We start from the raw sequence: 20,401 nt of genomic DNA, 5'->3' as shown, positions 1-20,401 counted from the left end.
CCGGAGCGGGCGCGGCGGCCTGTTGCGGGGGCCGGGCGGCGGCCGGCGCGGCGGCCTGAGGCGCCGCAGGCTGCGGCAGGGGCGGCGCCGTGGGGGCTCCGGAATCCTGAGGGCCGCGTCCGCCGAAGCTGAGGCCTCCGCCGCCGGGAGTCCCGAAGATGACGCCCGCCGAGGGATTGATCTCCAGATCGGCGTGCTGACGCAGGATGCGCACGAACTCCATGCCGCTGGTGGCCGCCTTGAGCTGCACGCGCGGTTCTCCGCCCGCGCCCGCCGCCACGGCCCCGACCTCCACGCCGCGCGGAAAGACGCCGCCGTCTCCGGAGGTCACCACGCGGTCGCCGTGATTCAGCCGGACGTTCTGCTGCATGAAGACGAGCTTGGGCTGATCTCCGCCGTCTCCGGCGAGGATGGCGCGATGTCCGGCGGGCTCGACGCGCACCGGAATGCGGCTGCGGGTGTCCGTGAGCAGCAGCAGCCGCGAGGAGCGTTCGCCCACCGCCAGCACCCGCCCGATCAGGCCGTCTCCGCTGAGCGCCGCCGAGCCCTCATGCACGCCGTCGGCGGAGCCCACGCTGACGAGAGCCGTCTGGGTGGCCTGATCGGCCGAATCGGCGATGACCTGCCCCACCACGCTCAGCACCCGCAGAGGCGGACGCACGTTGTTCAATCCGCGCAGACGCTCGTTCTCCTGCTGGACGCGGAAGGCGTAGTCGCGCCAGCTGCGCAGGGTCTCGACCTCGGCGCGCAGACGGGAGTTCTCGGCGTAGATGTTGAAGGCCGTCCGCGAGCGGGCGAAGAGCCCGCTGAAGAACCGCACCGGACCCGTGGCCACCTCCAGAGCGGGCGCGGCCCTTTCGGCGGCGGCCTGCTTGGCGCGCTCCACGCGCGGATCTCCCGAAGCGTCGAGCAGCATCATGGCCGCCCCCCCGACGACCAGAGCGCCGAGGCCCAGCTGCGCGAGCGCGCGTCTCAGGCTTTTCTCGCGGCCGGCGGCCATGGGGGGTCATCCTCCGACGGGGCGGCGACCGCGGCGGAAAACTCCGGCCAAGGCGCATCGCACAAGGAAATCAAGGCGAAGGAGGTTCAGACCTCCTCGATCAGAACATGGCTCAGGGCGGCCATGTGTTCAAGCGCCCGGCCCGTGCCCAGCGCCACGCAGTTCAGCGGCTCGTCGGCGATGGTGACCGGAAGGCCCGTCTCGTCGCGCAGCACCCGGTCGAGGTCGCCCAGCAGCGCGCCGCCTCCGGTGAGCATGATCCCCCGGTCCACGATGTCGGCGGAGAGCTCGGCGGGCATCTGCTCCAGGGCCACCTTCACCGCCTCGACGATCTGGGCGGTGGGCTCGGCGAGGGCCTCGGCGATCTGGGCCTGATTGACCGAGATCTCCTTGGGCACGCCGTTCATGAGGTCGCGGCCGCGCACCTGGATGATCTGGCCGACGCCCGTTTCGGGCAGGCAGGCCGCGCCGATCTGCATCTTGATGCGCTCGGCGGTGGTCTCGCCGACGAGCAGGCTGTGGTTGCGGCGCAGATAGGCGATGATCGCCTCGTCCATCTTGTCGCCGCCGACCCGCACCGAACGGGCGTAGACGATGTCGGCCATGGAGATGATCGCCACCTCGGTGGTGCCGCCGCCGATGTCCACCACCATCGAGCCGATGGGCTCGGTCACCTGGATCCCCGCGCCGATGGCGGCGGCGATGGGCTCGGGAATCAGACGCACGGCGCGGGCGCCCGCCTCCAGGGCCGAATCGCGGATGGCGCGCTGTTCGACGGGAGTCGCGCCCGAAGGCACGCAGACGAGGATGAACGGACGCGAGAAGAAGCCCCGGCGCTGGACCTTGCGAATCATCTCCTTGATCATGGCCTTGGCCACGTCGAAATCGGCGATGACGCCGTCGCGGAGCGGGCGGATGGCCTCGATGCGGCCCGGCGTGCGGCCGATCATGGCCTTGGCCTCATGGCCGATGGCGAGGATCTCCTTGCGTTCTCCCTTGCGCGAGACCGCCACCACCGAGGGCTCGTTGAGCACGATGCCGCGCCCCTTGATGTAGATGAGCGTATTGGCCGTGCCGAGATCGATGGCGATGTCCGAGGAGAACAAGTTGAAAAATCCCAGCATCGCCCCGTCCCTGAATCCGTCTTGCCTTTGCGGCGGCGCCGCATCCCGTCGGGCTTCCTTATATCGTCCGGCGAAAGGGGCGCAAAGGGCTTTCAGCCGCGAAAACGCCGTCGAATCCGAGAGATTCGACGGCGCATGCGGAGAATGACGCGAGGTTGCGGCTTCGCCGATCAGCCCGCCAGAGCAGAGCTTTCCGGCGCGGTCTTCTGACGGCGCAGGAAGAGCTTGTTCAGCGCGTTGACGTAGGCCTTGGCCGCGGCGACCACGGTGTCGGTGTCGGCGGCCTGGGAGGCGGCGATATGTCCGCCCTCCTCCAGACGCACCGAGACCTCGGCCTGGGCGTCGGTGCCGCCGGTCACGGAGGTCACCTGGAAGAGCTGCAGCCTGCCCTGATGCTTCACCAGAGCCTTGATCGCCTTGTAGGCGGCGTCCACCGGGCCGTCGCCCTCGCCTTCGGATTCCTGACGCTGGCCGTCGATCTCCAGCACGACGCGGGATTTCGCCCTCTGGCCCATGCGGCTTTCGACCTGCAGGTCGATCAGCTTCACGCGGCCCTCGCCGCCCTCGACCTCGGAGGCGGCGTCGTCCACCAGGGCGATCAGGTCTTCGTCGAAGATCTCGCGCTTGGCGTCGCCCAGCGCCTTGAAGCGCACGAAGGCGTCCTGCAGGGCGTTGTCGCCGAGATCATAGCCCAGCTCCTTCAGGCGCTCCTTCAGCGCATGACGGCCCGAATGCTTGCCCAGCACGAGGCTGGTCTTGCTGACGCCCACCGTCTCGGGGGTCATGATCTCGTAGGTTCCGGCGTGCTTGAGCATGCCGTCCTGATGGATGCCCGATTCATGGGCGAAGGCGTTCTTGCCGACGATGGCCTTGTTGTATTGCACCGGGAAGCCGGTGGCGTTGGCCACCATCCGCGAGGCCCGGGCCAGATAGACCGGATCCACGCCGGATTCATAGGGCAGCACGTCGCGACGCACGCGCAGCGCCATCACCGCCTCTTCGAGGGCCGCGTTGCCCGCGCGCTCGCCGAGTCCGTTGATGGTGCATTCGATCTGACGCGCCCCCGCCGAGACCGCCGCCAGGGAGTTGGCCACCGCCATGCCGAGGTCGTTGTGGCAATGGGTCGCGATGATCGCCATGCGGTCGATCTCGGGCACGTCCTCGCGGAGCTGGCGGATGATCTTCGCCGATTCGTTGGGGATGGTGTAGCCGACGGTGTCCGGGATGTTGATGGTGTTGGCGCCCGCCTCCAGGGCGGCGCGCACGGCTTTCGCCAGGAATTCGCGTTCGGTGCGGGTGCCGTCCTCGGGCGACCACTGCACGTTGTCGCAGAGGCTGCGGGCGTAGCTGACGCTCTCGTGGATCTTGGCCAGAACCTGTTCGGGCTCCAGGTTCAGCTTGTGCTTCATGTGCAGCGGCGAGGTGCTCAGGAAGGTGTGGATGCGCGGATTCCGCGCGCCCTCCAGAGCCTCCCAGGCCCGCAGGATGTCCTTCTTCGAGGCCCGCGCCAGACCGCAGACCGAAGCCCGCTTCACCAGTCCGGCGATGGCCTTGACGGCCTCGAAATCGCCTTCGGAGGCGATGGGGAAGCCCGCTTCGATGACGTCCACGCCCATCTCGTCGAGGAGCGCGGCGATCTCGCATTTGTCCTCGTGGGTCATGGAGGCGCCGGGCGACTGCTCGCCGTCGCGCAGGGTGGTGTCGAAGATCAGAACGCGGTCGACGGGACCGGCGGAAATCGCGGAGACGGGCCCGGAATCATGGGAGGGGGCGGAATCGGTCATGATATGAAGAACCTGAGTTTCAGTCTGGAAATGAAGGTCGGGCGCGGCGCGAAGGAGTCGAACTCCCCTGAGCGGGCGCGCCGCTGGCCGCGGCCGCGCTCAGGGGCGCGTAAGAAGAAGCGCGGCCGCGAGCCCGATGGGGCCGACCGTCCGGACATCCTCAAGAATGGCGCTGCTGGCGAACATGGGATTCTGGTAGCAGAAGCCCCGCCCGCCCGCAAGGCGAAAGCGGAGCCGGAGGGGTTTTCGCGCGGCCTCGTCGAGGCTGCGAGGGGCCGGAGGCCGGTTTCACGCCGCCTTCAGAACATCAGGGCTTTCGATAGAACGTCACGGGCGCGCAGTCGAAAGAAGCGTGATGCCCGCCGCGATTCGACCAATAATTCGTGCATGTATTGGCGGAGGATATCTGCCCTACGCAGCCGACCGACACCCAGTCGCCACCAGTATTATGAGTATTAACCGGACATTGATACAGAACGACCGGCGCAAGCCCCTGCCGCAGGTCGCCCATCTCCTGCCGAAGCCTCGCCAACTCGCTTCTTAATTCCATAACGCCGGAGTTGAGATCCTCCAGCTTTCTTTCGACCTCCCGTTGGCGCGCGATGAGCCCGTCCTGAGCCTCTCCCGGCGGACCCGACGCCAGGAAGGCCGCAAGGGCTCCCAGAACGATCGACGTCTTGCGCATGTCCCGTCCCCCTCTCGAACCTCTGGAGCGTGAAGCGGCGGGGTCCGGCGCAACGTCGATCCCCGAGACTCCGCGCAGGGAGCGGCGAGGCTCCCTGAGCGCGCATGGTCAGATCATTCGCCGCATTCCGTCAACCTGGAATCGACCTTCATCCACATCTCCCGTTTCGCGACCCTGATCCGTCCCGGAGGAGCGCCCAAGGCCCTTCGCCTCCCCGACGCCACGAGCGGCCCCGGACAGATTTTTCACTGAACGAAATACGGAAAGGTTCAATTTCAGACAATTCAACCCTGCATGGAGGGCGACAATGAACAGGATCATCAGGGTCTCGCTTCAGCCCGCATGCTGCTCGCCGCGCCAGGCGCAGGCTTCGCGGAAACGCCGAAATCACGAGATGGCGAGGGTCAGAAGAAATCCTGCCGGATCCCGGATTGCGAAGCGGAGGCCCATGACGATCTCGGGCTGTGTCCGCAGACCAGGCTCCCGTCCAGCTGCACGCTGATCCACCTCGAAGACAGGAAGAAACGCATGCGGAACCGCACATGGGGACGAGGCTCGGGCGGCGTCAGGAGCGCCGGCTCCGAACCTGACGGCGCAGTCCCGGGAATCACCCGGGAGCCGGGTGATTCCCTCTGCGCCCCGGCTTACTGGTTCTGCTGTTCGGCCTCTTCCTGCGTCGAGCGGCTGCCGCGCGCCCAGTATCCGTCATAGACCTCGCCGGTGGCGTAGGTCATGACGCCATGCCCATGGCGGCGGCCGCTCCGGAATTCGCCCTCATAGACGTTGAAGGCCTCGCCGCTCCGATAGCGCGCGACGCCGCGGCCGTTCATCTGGCCGTTGCTCCAGTCGCCCTCGAACTCGAAGCCCTCGTTCTCGATGAGGATCTTGCCGCGTCCGCTGCGCTGGCCCTTCGAGAAGCCGCCCTCGTAGACGGTCCCGTTGGAGTAGCGCGCCACGCCCTGGCCGTCCTGAAGACCCTCGACCCAGTCGCCGTCATATTCATAGCCGGATTCGGGGATGGTCATCTTGCCGCGCCCGTGATGGGCCGCGTCGCGGAACTGGCCTTCGTAGATCACGCCGTTGGGATATTTCGCGATCCCCTTGCCGTCGATCCGGCCTTCCTTCCATTCGCCCTCGTATTCGCCGCCGTCCTCGAAGGAGATGCGGCCATGCCCGTGAGGCGCGCCGTCGCGGAACCGGCCGACGTAGGTCGAGCCGTTGGGATATTTCGCGATCCCCTCGCCCTCGATCCGGCCTTCCTTCCACTCGCCGACGTATTCATAGCCGTCCGGCAGACGGAAGGTGCCCTTGCCGTGCTGACGGCCGCCCTCGAAATCGCCGACGTATTCGCCGCCGTCCGGATAGGTCACCACCGTGCCGCCGCCAGCGCCGCGCTGGGCGCTGATCACGCCGCCCTCCGCCGGACGCACCGGCGCCAGAGGCTGCGACAGAGGCGCCTCCTCGGCCGCCCCCCGCGCCGGACGCGGAGTCGGGGCCGGCGCCTGCTCGACCTGAGCGACGCGCGTCGGCGCCGTCACGCCGGAGGGCTCGGCGCCCGCCGTCGGCACGACCGCCGTCCCCGCCAGCGCCGCGACGCCGAGCGCCGGAAGAATTCTCGGAAACCACATCATCATCCACGCCTTATCCGCATGCCCGGACGCGACGAACGCCGGCCGTCTCCCACGCCGTCCCCTTGCGGGAGACCATACTCAAGGGCGCCCGTCGGGCGCAACCCGCCGCGAGCGTCCGCGCCCTGTTCTTCTCGGCCCCGGCCTCTGCGGAGGGCTTTCTTGCGCCTCCTCAGGGAGCGGGTTAGGACTGTCCCGCCCGTCGCATCAGGAGCCGAGCCATGGCCGACCGCCTTCAGATCCTCATCGCCCAACGCGATCCCACGACCGGAGATCTGCGCGGAAACCTGGGCGAAGCCAGGGCGGCCCTCGCCGCAGCCGGGGCGCAAGGCGCCGATCTGGCCGTCCTGCCCGAGATGTTCCTGAGCGGTTATCAACTTCAGGACCTTGTGCGCAAGCCCGCTTTCGGACGAGCCTGCGCCGAGGCTCTGGCGGAGATCGCCGCCGAAACGCGTCCGGGAGGACCGGGCCTGCTGATCGGGGGGCCGCTCCATGAGGGAGGCAGGGTCCATAACGCGTTGTTTCTCTGCGCGGACGGGGCGGTTCAGGCGGTCTCGCGCAAGCATGAGCGCCCCAATTACGGCGTCTTCGACGAGAAGCGCACGCTGGATCCGGGGCCGCTGCCGGAGCCGATCACGTTTCGCGGCGTCCGGCTCGGGCTGCTGATCTGCGAGGACGCCTGGGAGGAGCCTGCGGCGAGGGCTCTGGCGGCGGCGGGCGCCGAGATCCTGATCGTGGCCAACGGATCGCCTTACGAACGCGGAAAACACGAGGGCGCGCGCATGGCCGACATGCGGGCGCGCGTCGCGGAGACGGGACTCCCTCTCCTCTATGTGAACATGGTCGGGGGACAGGACGACCAGGTCTTCGACGGCGGAAGCTTCGTGCTCGACGCCGAGGGGGGGCGGGCCGTCCAGGCGCCCTTCTTCGAGAGCCGCGACCTGCTCACGATCTGGACCAGGGAAGGCGAGGGCTGGCGTTGCGCGCCCGGGCCGGTCGCGCCGACGCCCTCCGATCATGAGGCCGATTATCAGGCGATCTGCCTTGGCCTCGGCGACTACATGCGCAAATCCGGCTTCAGACAGGCGGTTCTGGGGCTCTCGGGCGGAATCGATTCGGCCATCGTGGCGGCCGTCGCCGCCGACGTCCTCGGGCCGGAGAACGTCTGGTGCGTGATGCTGCCCTCGCGCTTCACCAGCCGGACCAGCCTCGAAGACGCCGCCGAAGTCGCGCGGCTGATCGGGGCGAAGCTCGATTCGCTCTCCATCGCCAGCGCGGTCGAGGCGACCGGCCAGGAGCTGGCGCCCTTCTTCGCCGGAACGGAGTCGGGCCTGACCGAAGAGAACGTGCAGCCGCGCTTGCGGGCGCTCTATCTCATGGCGCTGTCGAACAAGTTCGGCCATCTGCTGCTGACCACGGGCAACAAGTCCGAGGTTTCGGTGGGCTATTCGACGCTCTACGGCGACATGGCGGGCGGCTACAATCCGCTGATCGACCTCTACAAGACGCGGGTCTTCGAGATCTGCCGGTGGCGCAACGCCAACCATCGCCCCTGGATGAAGGGCGCGGCGGGGCCGGTGATCCCCGAGCGGGTGATCTCCAAGCCGCCGACCGCCGAACTCCGCGAGAACCAGAAGGACAGCGACAGCCTGCCGGAATATCCGGTGCTCGACGCCATTCTGGAGCGACTCATCGAAGGCGACCAGAGCGTCGCGGAGGTGGTCGAGGCGGGATTCGAGCGCGAGACCGTCCGCAAGGTGGAGCGGCTGATCTACATCGCGGAATACAAGCGCTTCCAGGCGGCGCCCGGCCCCAAGATCACCCATAAGGCGCTCTGGCTGGACCGGCGCTATCCCATCGTCAACCGCTTCCGCGACCCGAGCTAAACCGCAACCCGCTTCAGGTCGCGGTCGAACACGAGGATCTCGTCGAGGGGAGTCCCCTCGGCGAGGCCGCGCGCGGGGAGGCCCATGGCCTCCAGAGGCGTCTCCAGACACATGCTCAGGGCCTCCTCCAGCGGAAGCCCGAGATGACGGACGGCGTTGGCGAAGCTCTGGGCCATGTCGACATGCGCCCCCGCCAGAGAACCCGCCGCATTCACCAGAGCCCCGTCCCGGACGAAGATCTTCTGGCCGTAGATCTCGAAATGATCCGGCCCGTTCACCGTGGCCATGGCGTCGGAGACGATGAAGCTCCGGCCCCCGCGCGGACGCCCCCGGATCGCGATGCGCGCCATGGGCCAGCTCACGTGGATTCCGTCGCAGATCAGGCCGCACCAGGCCTCCGAATCGATGAGCGTCCCGACCACGCCGGGGTCGCGCGAAGACATGGGCGTCATGGCGTTATAAAGATGCGTGCCCATGGAGAACCCCGCCTCCAGCGCCGCCAGCGCCTGATCCGCCGTCGCGGCGGTGTGGCCCATCGAGAGGACGACGCCCATCTCGCGCGCCTCGCGGATCTGATCGGGCCGGGCCTGCTCCGGCGCGAGGGTCAGCAGCACGGGAATCCCCGCCGCCCGCAACCGCCGCAAGGCCGACAAGGTCCGTTCGTCCAGAGGCCGGATGAAACGCGCATCATGAGTCCCGCGCCGCTCCGGCGAGATATGCGGCCCCTCGACATGCAGCCCCAGCACGCCCCGCTCGCCCCAAAGGCCGAGCATGGCCTCGACGGTCTGGTCGAGGCGCTCCGGCGCGTCGGTGATGAGGGTGGGCAGGATCGCCGCCGTCCCCACCGCCCGATGCGCCGCCGCCACAGCGCGAATCCCCGCTTCGGTGGGCTCGGAGTTGACCATCACGCCCCCGCCGCCATTGACCTGAAGATCAATGAAGCCGGGGGAGACGAGATGAGGCGTCGAATCCGGGCGCTCCTCCGGGCCGAGAGGCCGGAGGCGCTTCAGCGCCCCGCCCTCGACCTCCAGAGCGAGGCCCTTTTGCAAGCTCCCGTCCAACCAGAGCAATTCCGGCGCGATCAGGCGGCTCATGCGGCGGACTCCGGGAAGAGATAGGGATCCAGCGCCGCCTGAACCTGCGCGTAAAGCAGGGATTTCGCCGGAGCCACGCCCTCGGCGCGCAAGCCTTCGGCGCGGGTCAGGATCTCCGGCGCGAAATATTGCTCCATGAGCGGCGCGGGCGGACGGGAGGCGTCGAAAGCGGCCTCCAGGGCGCTCACGGCGGCCAGAGCCTCGGGCCTGGCCCAGTAATAGCGGATGCGGTCCGCATAGCCGAAATGCCGCAAGACCCGATCATCCGGGTAATGGCCGCGCCAGAATTTCGGCTCGGCCAGCATGAGCCTTTCCATCACCCCGGAGACATGCGCGCGGCTGTCGAGCCAGCCCTGAACATGGCTCAGGCCGTAAAGCGCCTGACGCCAGGCGAAGGTCAGAGCCGGGCCGACCTTCAGCACCGCGAAGCCGCGTCGCGCCAAAGCCGGATAGACCTCGGGATATTGGTAATCGGTGGAATGAGCCTCGAAGGCGAGATCCGGCTGATCCTTCAGCGCCGCCGAGAGCCGATCAGGGCTGTTCAGGTCGAGGCGATCCACATGATCCGGCGCGAATTCGACGCCGGGCTGGACCACCAGCCCCCGCACCCGCTCGAAAGCCGCCGGGACTCCCGCCGCCGCGAAGGCCGCCCGATGGGCCTCCAGCGTGGCGAGGGCGCGCTCGGGTGGCGTCGGCGCGATGCCCGACTCGTCCTTGCGGGCCCCGCCCGGAGGCGGCACCTCGGTGCCGATGACGTAAAGCGCGCGTCCGGGGGCCTCCGCCTCGCAGACCGCCGCCAGAGCCGCCGCGCGGCTCGCCGCCAGAGCGTCCCCGACCTGGGCGGGCTCTCCCGCGCAGCCCTCGGAGCAATCGAGGTGGATCTTGGCGAATCCCGCCCGCAGATAGGCGCGCATGAGATCCGCCGCCTTGGCCATGGCCGAATCCGCAGGCTCCGAGCGCCAGCCCTGAGGCCCCAGATGATCGCCGCCGAAGACTGCGCGCGCCGGGTCCACGCCCTCGCGGGCGCAGATCGCGCGGACCATGGCGATGAACTCCGGCGGGCGCATCCCGGTGTAGCCGCCGAACTGATCCACCTGATTGCTCGTGGCCTCGATGAGCAGGGTCCTGTCGCGCGCCTCGGCCAGACGCAGCGCAGCCGCCAGAGCGTCCGGATGGGCCGTGCAGACCGAAGCCAGAGCCACGGCGCGTCCGGCGCGGTTGGCGCGGACGATTTCGGTGAAGGCGTCCCGGCTCATGGCGTGAGGCTCCCTGCATGGATGGCGGCGCCGCGTCCGCCGGAGGCGTCGCCGAAGGTCGCGATCCGCAGGGCCGGAGGCCGCAGGTCTCCCAGAGGCCGCCGCGCCAGAGCCGCCGCCAGACGCTCCGCCACGCCCGGCAGACGCGACAGACCCCCGCCCAGCACCACGCATTGCGGATCCAGCAGCAGCCGCGCCTGATCCAGAGCCTCGGCGGCCAGATCGGCCCAGATCTCCAGCACGGCTTCGCCTTCGGGATGGGCCGCCAGCTCCTCGCCGGAGATCCTGAGCCCGAGTCCGGCCTCGGCCAGACGCGCCAGCCCCGGCCCCGCCACATAGGTTTCATAACAGCCGAGCCGCCCGCAGCCGCAGCGGATCAGCGGCAGATTCAGGCCCTCCAGCGCGCGGGCGGAGATCCCCACATGGCCGATCTCCACCGCGAGGCGGTTCAGCCGGCCCGGCGCCTCGGCGCCTCTCTGGCAGAAGCCCGCCGCCACGCCCGTCCCGAGGATCAGGCCGAGCACGGTTTCAAAACCCTCGCCCGCTCCGCCCCGCGCCTCCGAGAGCGCGAAGGCCGAACAATCGTTGAGGAAGGCGAAATCCCGCCCGAAGCGCGTCCGCAGAGCCGCCGCCACGTTGCGTCCGCCGATGGGCAGATTCGCCGCCGTCGAGGCCCCCGTCTCCGGATCGACGATCCCCGGCAGAGCCACCCCGATGGGAGCGGCCTTCGGCGTCGCCGCCATGATCCATTCGACCTGTTCGGCGAGGACCGCCATGAAGTCGCGGAAATCGCCTCTGGAGGTCGGCAGGCGCCTTTTCGCCAGAGGCGCGAAGCCCGCTCCGAAGAGCTGGGCCTCGATCTTGGTGCCCCCGACGTCGATTCCGCCGCAGAGGGCGGTCCCGGCCTGGCTCACGCTCATGGTTCGAAGCGGTAGAGCTTCACCCCGGCCACCACCCGCGTCAGCGAGCCCTGGCCCTTGAAGGGGTCGTCCACGTTCAGCCCCAGCCCGTCGGACCAGCGCGCCGCCAGCATCTGCGCCGGGATGATGTGCAGGACCGCGTCCCAGCGCGCCTTCCCGAGCCCCTGCGCCGGGATCTCGCCGCCCGTCCCGATGGTCCGGACTTCGGCCTCGGGATATTGGCGCGCCACCTCCTCGGCGAGGTCGGAGTCGTAACGCGCCGTGCGATGGTCCGGATGCAGCAGCACATAGACCTGAGCATCCGGCTCCACGGCGGATTTCGGGCCGTGGCGGAAGCCGAGCGGACTGTCCCAGGCGGCGTTGACGCGGCCTGCGGTCAGCTCCAGCACCTTCAGCGCCGATTCCCGCGCCGCGAACTTCAGCGCCCCCGAGCCGAGAAAGAAGGCCCGGTCCGGACGCGGCTGCGCCCAGTCCTTCAGCCGCTCAAGAAGCTCCTCGGCGCCCTCGGCGAGGATCGGCAGGGCGCGGGCGGCGTCGGTCTCGGGATCGAAGACCGCCAGAGCCCCGAGCAGCATGCAGCTGACGCTCGAGGTCATGGCGAAGCCCTGGTCATGGGCGGCCTCGGGCGGCAGGAGCAGCCGCAGTTCGCCCGGCCCCGGATGCGCCCGCGTCGCCAGAGTCCCTTCGGGATTGCAGGTCACGTGCAGCCGGTCGGCTTCGGGCAGAAGCTGGTCCAGAAGATCGAGCATCCCGACGGATTCGGAGCTGTCGCCGCTGCGGCTGAACTGCACGACCAGAAGCCGCCCCTTCGGCGCGGGGAAGTCCTGCGGAGCGGCCACGTAATCGGTGGTCGGCACGGCCCGCAGCCGGGGACCCGGACGCCCCGCCCCCGCCGCGGCGATCTCGCCGATGAAGCTGCTGCTGCCCGCGCCGCAGAGCCAGACCTCCTCCACGCCGCGCTCGGCGATCCAGCGCCGGAGCGCCCCCGCCTCGCGGGCCAGATCGGCGGCCCAGGACCGCCAGATCTCCGGTTGCCTGTGGATCTCGCGCCATGTGGCCCAGCGCTCAAGACTCCTGCTGTCCGTCACGTCGTCTCCTGTCCTTCTTCGTCTTGTCCATGGACCGACAGCACCTCGACTCCCGCTGCGGCCGCTTCGCGGGCTGCGGGATGGTCGGGCGGCAGATCGGTCACGAGAATCGCCGCGCGCCCGAGGTCGCAGACCTTGTAGAGCGCCGGCTGAGAGAATTTCGAGGCGTCGGCCAGCAGGATCACGCGGTCGGCGGCTTCGGTCATGGCGCGGGTCTGGCGGGCCTCGTCCTCGCGCGAGCCGCCGATCCTGCCCTTGCCGATCCCGTAGACGCCCATCACGAAGCTGTCGAAGCGCAGCCCCTGGAGCGCCCTTTCCGCCAGCTCCCCCACCAGGGCGAGGGAATCCGGACGCACCCGCCCGCCGGTGAGCATCACCTCGTGACGGCCCTGGGCCATCAGCATGGAGGCGATGGGAAGGCTGGTGGTCAGGATGGTCAGCGGCGCGGCGTCGCGCAGGTGCTCGGCGAAGGCCTCGACGGTCGAGCCGTTGTCGAGCAGGATGGCCGAAGCCTCCGCGACCAGCGGCGCGGCTCGCGCGGCGATGCGCCGCTTGGCCTCGCGGTTCATGCTGCGCCGCTCGTGGACGGCGGGCTCCACCAGCGCCGAGAGCGGCGCCGAGCCCTCCAGAGCCAGGTCGATGCGGAAGGCCGCCAGTCCGGCGTATCCCATCTCCTTGCAGAAGCGGATGAGCGTGGGCTCGCTGGCCCCGAGTTCGAGGCAGAGCTCCCGCGAGGTCTTGCGGATGAAGGCTTCGGGATCGCGCAGGGCCAGTTCGCCGATGACGCGCAGCTTGGGGGTCATGGCCTCCAGGGCGGCGAGGATGCGCCCCCGCAGGCCGAGCCCGTCTTCGACGGGGCTTCGCCGCGTCGCCATGTCCGTCCGTCCGTTCATGACGCCTCCGCTCTCCGCCTTCCAGTCGCCGCGGACGCCCGACGCGCGTTCAGCTCCTTATCTTCGCAGGGGGAGAATAGCCTGCTCAAGGATTTTAGCAATGCTAAAACCTGCTTGATTATCCCTAAAGTCAAAGCTTAATTCGGGGAAACGCGAACGACCTGAATCACTCTGGAGGCGACGCCGCATGATTCCCGACGGGACGCCGGAGACCGAAGCTTCCGACCGGATCGAACTTGAGGTTTGCGTCGATTCGGCGGAGGGCTTCGCAACGGCGCGACAGGCGGGAATCGACCGGATCGAGCTCTGTTCGGCCCTCGGGCTGGGCGGGCTCACCCCTTCCCCCGGCTTCCTGAAAGCGGCCGCCTCCTCTTTTTCTTTCCCCGACAGACCCCGGATCTTCGTGATGATCCGCCCGAGGCCGGGCGACTTCGTCTATGGCGCGGCGGATCTCGCGGTGGCGGAGGCCGATCTCGCGGCCGCCCGCGCGGCGGGCGCGGAAGGCGCGGTCTTCGGCGCCTCGCGGCCCGACGGCGGCCTGGATCTCGCGGCGCTGGAGCGGCTCAAGCGCGCGGCCGGTCCGCTGGAGCTGACGCTCCATCGCGCCTTCGACCTCACGCCCGATCCCATGGCCGCCCTGGAGCAGGCGGTGGATCTCGGCTTCGCGCGGATCCTCACCTCGGGCGGCGCGGCGACGGCCCCTCAGGGCGCCGCCCTTCTGGCGCGGCTGATCCGGGCGGCGCGCGGGCGCATCCAGATCATGCCCGGCGGCGGCGTGACGCCCGAGAACGCGCGGGCCCTGCTGCTCAAGACCGGCGCGCGGGCTCTGCACGGCTCCTTCTCGGGCCCGGCGCGCAAGGGCGTGCTCGGCGAACCCGGCCTGCGCGCGACCTCTCCGCAGGTTCTCGGCCGCATGCTGGCGGCCCTGCGTCGCCGGGAGACCGAGGAGGCCGCTCCATGAAGATCGGGATCGTGGGGCTCGGCGCCCGCTCCGCGGTTCTGGCGGGGCGCTTCCGGAAGATCGAGCCGGAGCTGAAGGTGGTCGGCTACGTCGATCCCTTCCCCGCCCGGCTGGAGGCCATGGAGCGGCTCGGCTTCGCGCCCGAGCCCTACGACTCCATTCCGGATCTGGTGCGGGCGGAGCAGCCCGACCTTCTGCTGATCGGCTCGCCCAATCATCTGCATCTGCGTCATGTCGAGGCGGCGCTCGAGAGCGGCGCGCCGAAGATCTTCGTCGAGAAGCCCGTGGTGGTCTCGCGCGAGGAGACGCTCGCCATGGCGCGGCTCGTGGCCCGGACCCAGGGCGAGGAGCGCCTGCTCGTGGGCCTGGTGCTGCGTCATTCTCCGCTCTACCGGCTCCTGCGCGAGGCTCAGGCGAGGGGCTGGATCGGCGAGGTCATGTCCATCGAGGCCAGCGAGCACATCGCGCCCTATCACGGCTCCTTCTTCATGCGCGACTGGCGGCGCTTCACGAGCCTCTCCGGTGGGTTCATGCTGGAGAAATGCTGTCACGACCTCGATCTGTATCAGAGCGTCGCGGGATCGCGGGCGCGGCGCGTGGCGAGCTTCGGCGGACGCAAGCGCTATCTGCCCGAGCATGCGCCCGCCGGAAGGCCCGCCTATCTGGCGCGGATGTCGCCGCGCTGGAACGGCTCGGAGGACGCCTTCAGCGGCGAGGGCGACCTCATCGACTATCAGACCGCGCTGGTGGAGTATGAATCCGGCGCGACTCTGGCCTTTCACACCAATCTCAACACGCCCGACGAATTCCGCCGCTTCTGCGTGATCGGGCGGACGGGCATGGCCGAAGGCGACTTCGTGCGCAATTTCTTCCAGGCCACCGACGCCGAAACCGGAACCCGCCTCTTCGAGACGCGGGAAGTCCAGCCGCAGGGCGTCCCGAGCCAGCATTACGGCGCCGACGACGCCATGGCCCGCGATCTGCTCGCGCATCTGCGCGGCGAGGGCGACGCGCCGCATGTCTCGGTGATCGACGCCCTGGAGGCCGGCGCCACGGCCCTCGCCATGGACGAAGCCCGCAGGGAATCCCGCCTGGTCGATCTCGCGCCTTTCTGGAGCGAATTCGACGCGGCGCTCGGACGCTCTCGCTCGCCCTCGCCCTCCCGCGCCGGAGGCGCCCCATGACGCGCCGCTTCGACGCCTTTCCCTATCTGCTCCTGCTGCCTGCGGCGCTGCTGACTCTGGCCATCGTGGCCTGGCCGGTGGTCGAGACCTTCCGGCTCTCCTTCACCAACGCCTCGATCCGGGCGACGGAAGATTACATCGGCTTCCAGAACTACGAGCGGCTCTTCTCGGGGAGCTTCATGGCGATCATCTGGCGGACCCTGCTCTGGGTGGCGCTGTCGGTCTGCCTGAAGCTGGCGATGGGGCTGTTCGGGGCGGTGCTGCTCAACGCCGCCGTGCCGGGACGCGCGCTCTTCCGGGTGCTGGTCATGCCGCCCTGGATCGTGCCCATCGCCATCGGCGTCTTCATGTGGAGCTGGATGTACAACGGCCAGTTCGGGATGATCTCGGGGCTGCTCCAGCGCTGGGGCTTCCTGGCGGGGCCTTTCGAATTCCTCGGCTACCGGAATTCGGCCTTCCTCGCCACGGTGGTCACGGACGTCTGGATCGGGACGCCTCTGGTGACGCTCTATCTGCTGGCGGCCATGCAGACCGTGCCGCGCGAGCTCCACGAGGCCGCCTGGGTGGACGGCGCGAGCCGCTTCCACCGCTTCCGCCGCGTGACGCTGCCCCTGATCGCGCCCTCTCTGGCGACCATGGCCTTGCTCTCGGCCATCTGGACCTTCAACAGCTTCGAGATCATCTGGATCCTCACCGAGGGCGGCCCGCGCGGCGCCACCACCACCATGATCATCGACACCTACAAGACCGCCATCAGCCGCTTTCAATATGGCGCGGGCGCGGCGCGCTCGGCCACGCTGCTCGTGCTGCTGATGGTCCTGACGGGGATCTATCTGCTGCTGCTCAACCGCATGGCGCGCCGCGCCCGGCGCCTCGAGGAGGCCTCGGCATGATCGACCGCTATCGCTGGTGGGAGCTGGTCCTGATCTATGCGGGGATCGCGGTCTTCCTGATCTTCCTGCTGGCGCCTTTCGTCGAGGCCTTCATGGTCAGCCTGCGGCCCCTGACGCAGGTGTTCCGCGCGCCCTACCGCTTCTTCACCGAGGGCATGAGCTTCAAGGCCTATGGCGACATGTGGACCAGCGTGCCCATGCTCTGGCGCTACATGCTCAACAGCTTCCTGATCGCCTCGGGCGCGACGATCCTGGCGCTGATCTGCATCGTTCCGGCGGCCTATTCCTTCGCCCGCTTCAGCTATCGGGGCCGGGACGCGCTGCTCGGCGTCTTCCTGGTGGTGAACATGGTGGGGGCGGCGGTGCTGATCATCCCGCTCTACCGCATCATGCAGAGCTTCGGGCTGCTCAACAGCTACGGCGCGATGATCGTTCCGGGGGCGGCCTTCGCCACGCCCGCCGGGATCTTCCTGATGCGCAGCTATTTCCTGCGCATCCCCCGCGAGCTGGAGGAGGCCGCGCTGATGGACGGCGCCTCGCGGCTCTACACCCTGCGGCGGGTGATCCTGCCGGTGGCGACGCCGGGCATCGTGGTGGTGGCCATCGCGACCTTCATCGCGGCCTACGCCCAGCAGTTCCTCTTCGCGCTGACCTTCAATTCGCGCGACGCCTATAATCCCCTTCCCATGGGGCTCTACCAGTTCTTCGGCCATGAGCGCGTGCTCTGGAACGAACTGATGGCGGCCAGTCTGGTGGGCGTGGCCCCCGTGCTGCTGGTCTACGCCTTCATGCAGAAGCATATCGTCGCCGGACTGACCTCCGGCGCGGTGAAGGAATGACAAAACGACGTCAGGGAGAAACGCGATGAAACGACTTCTGATGAGCGCGGCGGCCTTGGGCCTGCTCGCCTCCGCCGCCCAGGCGCAGAACGTCACCACGCTGCATGTCATCAACTGCGGCGCCGACGGCGACCTGCCCGTGCAGAACGAGCACATCGCCGCCTGGGAGGCCGAAAACCCCGCCTACAAGGTGAACCTCGAATACGTGCCCTGGGGCCAGTGCGAGGAGAAGGCCATCAGCCTCGCCCGCGCGGGCGACGCGCCGGCTTCGGCCTACATGGGCTCGCGCACGCTGAAGATGCTCGCCGACAACGACCTCATCCAGACCGTCGAGCTGACCGACGAGGAGAAGGCCGGCTATGCGCCCAGCGTCCTCGCGACCGTCCAGTTCGACGGCAAGGTCTGGGGTCTGCCGCGCGCCTTCTCGACCAAGGGCCTCTTCTGGAACAAGACCCTCTTCGCCGAAGCGGGCCTGCCCACCGACAAGGGCCCCCAGACCTGGGCCGAAGTGCTGACGGCGGCCAAGGCCATCGACGAAAAGACCTCCGCCGACGGAATCGGCATTCCCGCCGCCTCCTTCGACAACACGATGCATCAGTTCCTGAAGTGGATGTATTCGAACGGCGGCCAGGTCGTCGACGCCGAGGGCGAGGTGGTCTTCAACTCGCCCCAGAACGTCGAGACCATGGAGTTCTACAAGGAGCTCGCGCAATACGCCGAGCCCGGCCCCCTCGCCTATGACCGCGGCAAGCTGGAGCCCCTCTTCAACGAGGGCCGCATCGGCATGGTGGTCCATGGCGGATTCGGCCGCAAGGGCTTCTCGAACGTGGATTACGGCATCGAGCTGATCCCCGCCGGACCTCATGGCGCGCAATCGACGCTGCTCATCACCGACAGCCTCGTGATCTTCAAGGGCACGGGCGTCGAGGAGCCGGCGCTGAGCCTCGTGAAATACCTCACCGCTCCCGAGCGCCAGTTCGAGGTCGACAAGCAGGGCGGCTGGACCCCCGTGCGCCTCGTCGAGGGCGCCGAGGAGACGCTCCTCGCCGAGGATCCCAACTGGAAGGTCTTCCTCGACGGCATCGCCATCGGCGGCCCGGAGCCTGTCATGACCGACTACCGCGCCATGCAGGACATTCTCATCGAGGCCATTCAAGGCGTGGTCATGGGCGAGGTCGAGCCCGCCGCGGCTGTGGCCGAGGCTCAGGCCCGCCTTGAGGAGATCGCCGACTGACGTCGCCTTGAGGGCGCGCCCCGACCCTGAAATCCGGGGGCGCGCCCTCCACCTTGCGGAGCGTCCCGTCAGCGGCGCCTCGACCCCGCCGCATCCATGGCGGCGCTCCGCCCTTTTTTTTCCGCCCATCATCCGGAGGCTCCCTTGGGAGAGGTTCGTCTCGTCGACGTCAGGAAAAGCTTCGGGGCGGCCCATGTCGTCAAGGGCGTGGACCTCACGATTCCGGATGGAGAATTCGCGGTCTTCGTCGGGCCTTCGGGCTGCGGGAAATCGACGCTGCTGCGCATGATCGCCGGCCTGGAGAGCACCACCTCCGGCAGGATCGAGATCGGCGGCAGGCAGGTCGACGCCCTGCCCCCCGTGGAGCGCGGCGTGGCCATGGTCTTCCAGAGCTACGCGCTCTATCCGCACATGAGCGTCTACGAGAACATCGCCTTTCCGCTGCGGGTGGCCCGCATGGCGGAGGCCGACCTCGACCGCCGCGTGAAGGACGCCGCCGGGACGCTGCAGTTGACCGCGCGGCTCGGGCATCGTCCGGCGGCCCTCTCGGGCGGACAGCGCCAGCGCGTCGCGATAGGCCGGGCCATCGTGCGCCAGCCGAAGGTCTTCCTCTTCGACGAGCCTTTGTCCAATCTCGACGCCGCCCTGCGCGGCGAGATGCGGCTGGAGCTGACGCGGCTGCATAAGGAGCTCGGCGCCACCATGATCTACGTCACCCATGACCAGGTCGAGGCCATGACCATGGCGGACCGCATCGTGGTGCTCAACGCCGGACTCGTCGAGCAGGTGGGCGGGCCTCTGGAGCTTTACCATCATCCGCGCAATCTTTTCGTGGCGGGGTTCATCGGCAATCCGAAGATGAACCTCCTGCCCGCCGGGTCTCTGGGCCGCGAGGAAGGCGGCCTGCGGGTCCGGCTCTTCGACGGCGCCGAGCTCGTGGTCCCGGTCGAGGGCGAGGCGGCGGCGGGCTCGGCGCTGACGCTCGGGGCGCGCCCCGAGCATCTGCGGATCGATCCGGCGGGGAGCCTCGCCATGAAGGCCGAAGTCGTGGAGCGCCTCGGCGCGGCGAGCGTCGTCTACGGCCCCGCCTCCAACGGCGAGCAGATCCGGCTTCAGGTCTCGGGAGACGCCCCGATCCGGCCCGGCGAAAGGCTGTCGCTGGCTCTGGATCCGGCGCTCTGCCATGTCTTCGACGCCCAGGGCGAGGCGCTGACACGGCGCTCGTAGCCTGAAAGATCGCTTTCTGATCCTGTTTCGTTTGTCGATCTCCTGAAAGAAGCTTAGGCTGCCCTGACGAAATCTCGATTCAGGGAGGCGAAGATGAAGCTTTCAGGCGGATGCCATTGCGGCGCGCTGCGCTACGAGATCGACGGCGAGGCGGTGGCCTCGGCGATCTGCCATTGCCGGGACTGCCGGAAATCCACCGGCGCGCCCCTGACGGGCTGGCTGATGATCCCCCGCGAGGCCCTGACCATCGCCGGAGAGCCGAAGGTCTACGCCTCTTCGGCGCATGGACGGCGCTTCTTCTGCGGGACCTGCGGCGCGAGCCTCTTCTACGCCAACGCCGAGACCCTGCCCGGACTGATCGACGTGCAGAGCGGCTCCCTGGACGATCCGGAGCAGGCGCCGCCCCGGATCCACGTCATGGGCTCGCAGCGCGTCAGCTGGACGCGCCGCCTCGATGATCTGCCCGAATTCGCGACCTATCCCGATCAGCCTCCGGAGGCCTGAACTGCTTCAGATCCTGGGCTCGGTCGGGGCGTCTCCGGTCAGGGCGGCGCGGGAATGCGAGATGAATTCGCGCCGCCACATGGCCCAGGTCACCAGAGCCGCTCCCGCCACGGCGCCCCAGGGCCCGAGCAGCCAGCCGAGAGTCCCGAGCGCGAAGTAAAGCCCCCTCAGACCCCGGTTGAAGTTCAGCGCCGCCTGTTC

19 protein-coding genes are annotated in these 20,401 nt (G+C 68.8%); 8 read left to right on the top strand and 11 right to left on the bottom strand.

The features are described from left to right. The 5 genes from mreC to PHN62_RS11495 form a co-directional block, all read right to left on the bottom strand. A partial coding sequence (mreC, locus tag PHN62_RS11515; protein WP_300150654.1) for a rod shape-determining protein MreC occupies positions 1–1,000 on the bottom strand: 1,000 nt, incomplete at its 3' end. Positions 1,001–1,086: 86 nt separating this feature from the next. Further along, a complete protein-coding gene (locus PHN62_RS11510; protein WP_300150651.1) occupies positions 1,087–2,124 on the bottom strand; it encodes a rod shape-determining protein in 1,038 nt (345 codons plus the stop codon). Positions 2,125–2,294: 170 nt separating this feature from the next. Then, positions 2,295–3,908 carry a 2-isopropylmalate synthase gene (locus tag PHN62_RS11505; RefSeq protein ID WP_300150647.1) on the bottom strand — a complete coding sequence of 538 codons (1,614 nt, stop codon included), beginning with the start codon at positions 3,906–3,908 and terminating at the stop codon, positions 2,295–2,297. 307 nt (positions 3,909–4,215) lie between these two features. Then, entirely contained in the window at positions 4,216–4,593 is a 378-nt protein-coding gene (locus PHN62_RS11500) for a bZIP transcription factor (RefSeq protein ID WP_300150645.1), read from the bottom strand. A 644-nt stretch (positions 4,594–5,237) separates the two neighbouring features. Then, positions 5,238–6,227: a hypothetical protein gene (locus PHN62_RS11495; RefSeq protein WP_300150643.1), complete on the bottom strand. Its 990-nt coding sequence runs from the start codon at positions 6,225–6,227 to the stop codon at positions 5,238–5,240. Positions 6,228–6,442: 215 nt separating this feature from the next. Between PHN62_RS11495 and PHN62_RS11490 the strand changes: the two genes are divergently transcribed. Then, a complete protein-coding gene (locus PHN62_RS11490) occupies positions 6,443–8,107 on the top strand; it encodes an NAD+ synthase (RefSeq protein ID WP_300150640.1) in 1,665 nt (554 codons plus the stop codon). On the opposite strand, the gene PHN62_RS11485 is transcribed toward PHN62_RS11490, so the two are convergent. Genes PHN62_RS11485 through PHN62_RS11465 form a run of 5 tightly spaced genes read right to left on the bottom strand, consistent with a single transcriptional unit; the run spans position 8,104 to position 13,358 of the window. Continuing rightward, positions 8,104–9,201: an N-acetylglucosamine-6-phosphate deacetylase gene (locus PHN62_RS11485; protein ID WP_300150638.1), complete on the bottom strand. Its 1,098-nt coding sequence runs from the start codon at positions 9,199–9,201 to the stop codon at positions 8,104–8,106. The genes PHN62_RS11490 and PHN62_RS11485 overlap by 4 nt on opposite strands. Beyond that, positions 9,198–10,457 carry a class II D-tagatose-bisphosphate aldolase, non-catalytic subunit gene (locus PHN62_RS11480; protein ID WP_300150636.1) on the bottom strand — a complete coding sequence of 420 codons (1,260 nt, stop codon included), beginning with the start codon at positions 10,455–10,457 and terminating at the stop codon, positions 9,198–9,200. Before PHN62_RS11480 ends, PHN62_RS11485 begins: the two co-directional genes overlap by 4 nt. Continuing rightward, entirely contained in the window at positions 10,454–11,371 is a 918-nt protein-coding gene (locus tag PHN62_RS11475; RefSeq protein ID WP_300150601.1) for an ROK family protein, read from the bottom strand. Before PHN62_RS11475 ends, PHN62_RS11480 begins: the two co-directional genes overlap by 4 nt. Before the next feature lie 2 nt (positions 11,372–11,373). Further along, positions 11,374–12,465 (bottom strand): phosphosugar isomerase, encoded by a 1,092-nt coding sequence (locus tag PHN62_RS11470; RefSeq protein ID WP_300150599.1) that lies wholly within the window; start codon positions 12,463–12,465, stop codon positions 11,374–11,376. Beyond that, positions 12,462–13,358 carry a transcriptional regulator gene (locus PHN62_RS11465; protein WP_300150597.1) on the bottom strand — a complete coding sequence of 299 codons (897 nt, stop codon included), beginning with the start codon at positions 13,356–13,358 and terminating at the stop codon, positions 12,462–12,464. The genes PHN62_RS11470 and PHN62_RS11465 overlap by 4 nt, the downstream gene beginning before the upstream one ends. Positions 13,359–13,545: 187 nt before the next feature. Here PHN62_RS11465 and PHN62_RS11460 point away from each other — a divergent pair, with 187 nt between their 5' ends. The 7 genes from PHN62_RS11460 (at position 13,546) to PHN62_RS11430 (ending at position 20,200) form a co-directional block, all read left to right on the top strand. Beyond that, on the top strand, positions 13,546–14,319 hold the full coding sequence (locus tag PHN62_RS11460) for a copper homeostasis protein CutC (protein WP_300150594.1): 774 nt from the start codon (positions 13,546–13,548) through the stop codon (positions 14,317–14,319). Then, positions 14,316–15,503, top strand: a complete 1,188-nt coding sequence (locus PHN62_RS11455; RefSeq protein WP_300150591.1) for a Gfo/Idh/MocA family oxidoreductase — start codon at positions 14,316–14,318, stop codon at positions 15,501–15,503. Before PHN62_RS11460 ends, PHN62_RS11455 begins: the two co-directional genes overlap by 4 nt. After that, the gene (locus PHN62_RS11450) at positions 15,500–16,396 is read left to right on the top strand and encodes a carbohydrate ABC transporter permease (protein ID WP_300150588.1); all 897 of its coding nucleotides are present in this window, start codon (positions 15,500–15,502) and stop codon (positions 16,394–16,396) included. Before PHN62_RS11455 ends, PHN62_RS11450 begins: the two co-directional genes overlap by 4 nt. Then, positions 16,393–17,235 carry a carbohydrate ABC transporter permease gene (locus PHN62_RS11445; protein ID WP_300150584.1) on the top strand — a complete coding sequence of 281 codons (843 nt, stop codon included), beginning with the start codon at positions 16,393–16,395 and terminating at the stop codon, positions 17,233–17,235. Before PHN62_RS11450 ends, PHN62_RS11445 begins: the two co-directional genes overlap by 4 nt. A 25-nt stretch (positions 17,236–17,260) precedes the next feature. Continuing rightward, positions 17,261–18,469, top strand: a complete 1,209-nt coding sequence (locus tag PHN62_RS11440) for a sugar ABC transporter substrate-binding protein (RefSeq protein WP_300150581.1) — start codon at positions 17,261–17,263, stop codon at positions 18,467–18,469. A gap of 144 nt (positions 18,470–18,613) precedes the next feature. Continuing rightward, positions 18,614–19,696, top strand: a complete 1,083-nt coding sequence (locus PHN62_RS11435; protein ID WP_300150578.1) for an ABC transporter ATP-binding protein — start codon at positions 18,614–18,616, stop codon at positions 19,694–19,696. A 93-nt stretch (positions 19,697–19,789) separates the two neighbouring features. Beyond that, positions 19,790–20,200, top strand: coding sequence for a GFA family protein (locus PHN62_RS11430; protein ID WP_300150576.1), 411 nt, complete (start codon positions 19,790–19,792; stop codon positions 20,198–20,200). Positions 20,201–20,206: 6 nt separating this feature from the next. On the opposite strand, the gene PHN62_RS11425 is transcribed toward PHN62_RS11430, so the two are convergent. After that, a partial coding sequence (locus PHN62_RS11425) for a DUF599 family protein (RefSeq protein ID WP_300150573.1) occupies positions 20,207–20,401 on the bottom strand: 195 nt, incomplete at its 5' end.

It is taken from the genome of Neomegalonema sp. (genome assembly GCF_028688855.1).
Taxonomy (GTDB): domain Bacteria; phylum Pseudomonadota; class Alphaproteobacteria; order Rhodobacterales; family Rhodobacteraceae; genus Neomegalonema.
This window is presented reverse-complemented; position numbering and strand designations above follow the sequence as displayed.

Coding starts and splice junctions, on each gene's coding strand:
- PHN62_RS11490 (WP_300150640.1), top strand. CDS start 6,443: ATGGCCGACCGCCTTCAGATCCTCATCGCCCAACGCGATCCCACGACC.
- PHN62_RS11440 (WP_300150581.1), top strand. CDS start 17,261: ATGAAACGACTTCTGATGAGCGCGGCGGCCTTGGGCCTGCTCGCCTCC.
- PHN62_RS11505 (WP_300150647.1), bottom strand. CDS start 3,908: ATGACCGATTCCGCCCCCTCCCATGATTCCGGGCCCGTCTCCGCGATT.
- PHN62_RS11445 (WP_300150584.1), top strand. CDS start 16,393: ATGATCGACCGCTATCGCTGGTGGGAGCTGGTCCTGATCTATGCGGGG.
- PHN62_RS11510 (WP_300150651.1), bottom strand. CDS start 2,124: ATGCTGGGATTTTTCAACTTGTTCTCCTCGGACATCGCCATCGATCTC.
- PHN62_RS11450 (WP_300150588.1), top strand. CDS start 15,500: ATGACGCGCCGCTTCGACGCCTTTCCCTATCTGCTCCTGCTGCCTGCG.
- PHN62_RS11480 (WP_300150636.1), bottom strand. CDS start 10,457: ATGAGCCGGGACGCCTTCACCGAAATCGTCCGCGCCAACCGCGCCGGA.
- PHN62_RS11455 (WP_300150591.1), top strand. CDS start 14,316: ATGAAGATCGGGATCGTGGGGCTCGGCGCCCGCTCCGCGGTTCTGGCG.
- PHN62_RS11430 (WP_300150576.1), top strand. CDS start 19,790: ATGAAGCTTTCAGGCGGATGCCATTGCGGCGCGCTGCGCTACGAGATC.
- PHN62_RS11495 (WP_300150643.1), bottom strand. CDS start 6,227: ATGATGATGTGGTTTCCGAGAATTCTTCCGGCGCTCGGCGTCGCGGCG.
- PHN62_RS11460 (WP_300150594.1), top strand. CDS start 13,546: ATGATTCCCGACGGGACGCCGGAGACCGAAGCTTCCGACCGGATCGAA.
- PHN62_RS11485 (WP_300150638.1), bottom strand. CDS start 9,201: ATGAGCCGCCTGATCGCGCCGGAATTGCTCTGGTTGGACGGGAGCTTG.
- PHN62_RS11465 (WP_300150597.1), bottom strand. CDS start 13,358: ATGAACGGACGGACGGACATGGCGACGCGGCGAAGCCCCGTCGAAGAC.
- PHN62_RS11500 (WP_300150645.1), bottom strand. CDS start 4,593: ATGCGCAAGACGTCGATCGTTCTGGGAGCCCTTGCGGCCTTCCTGGCG.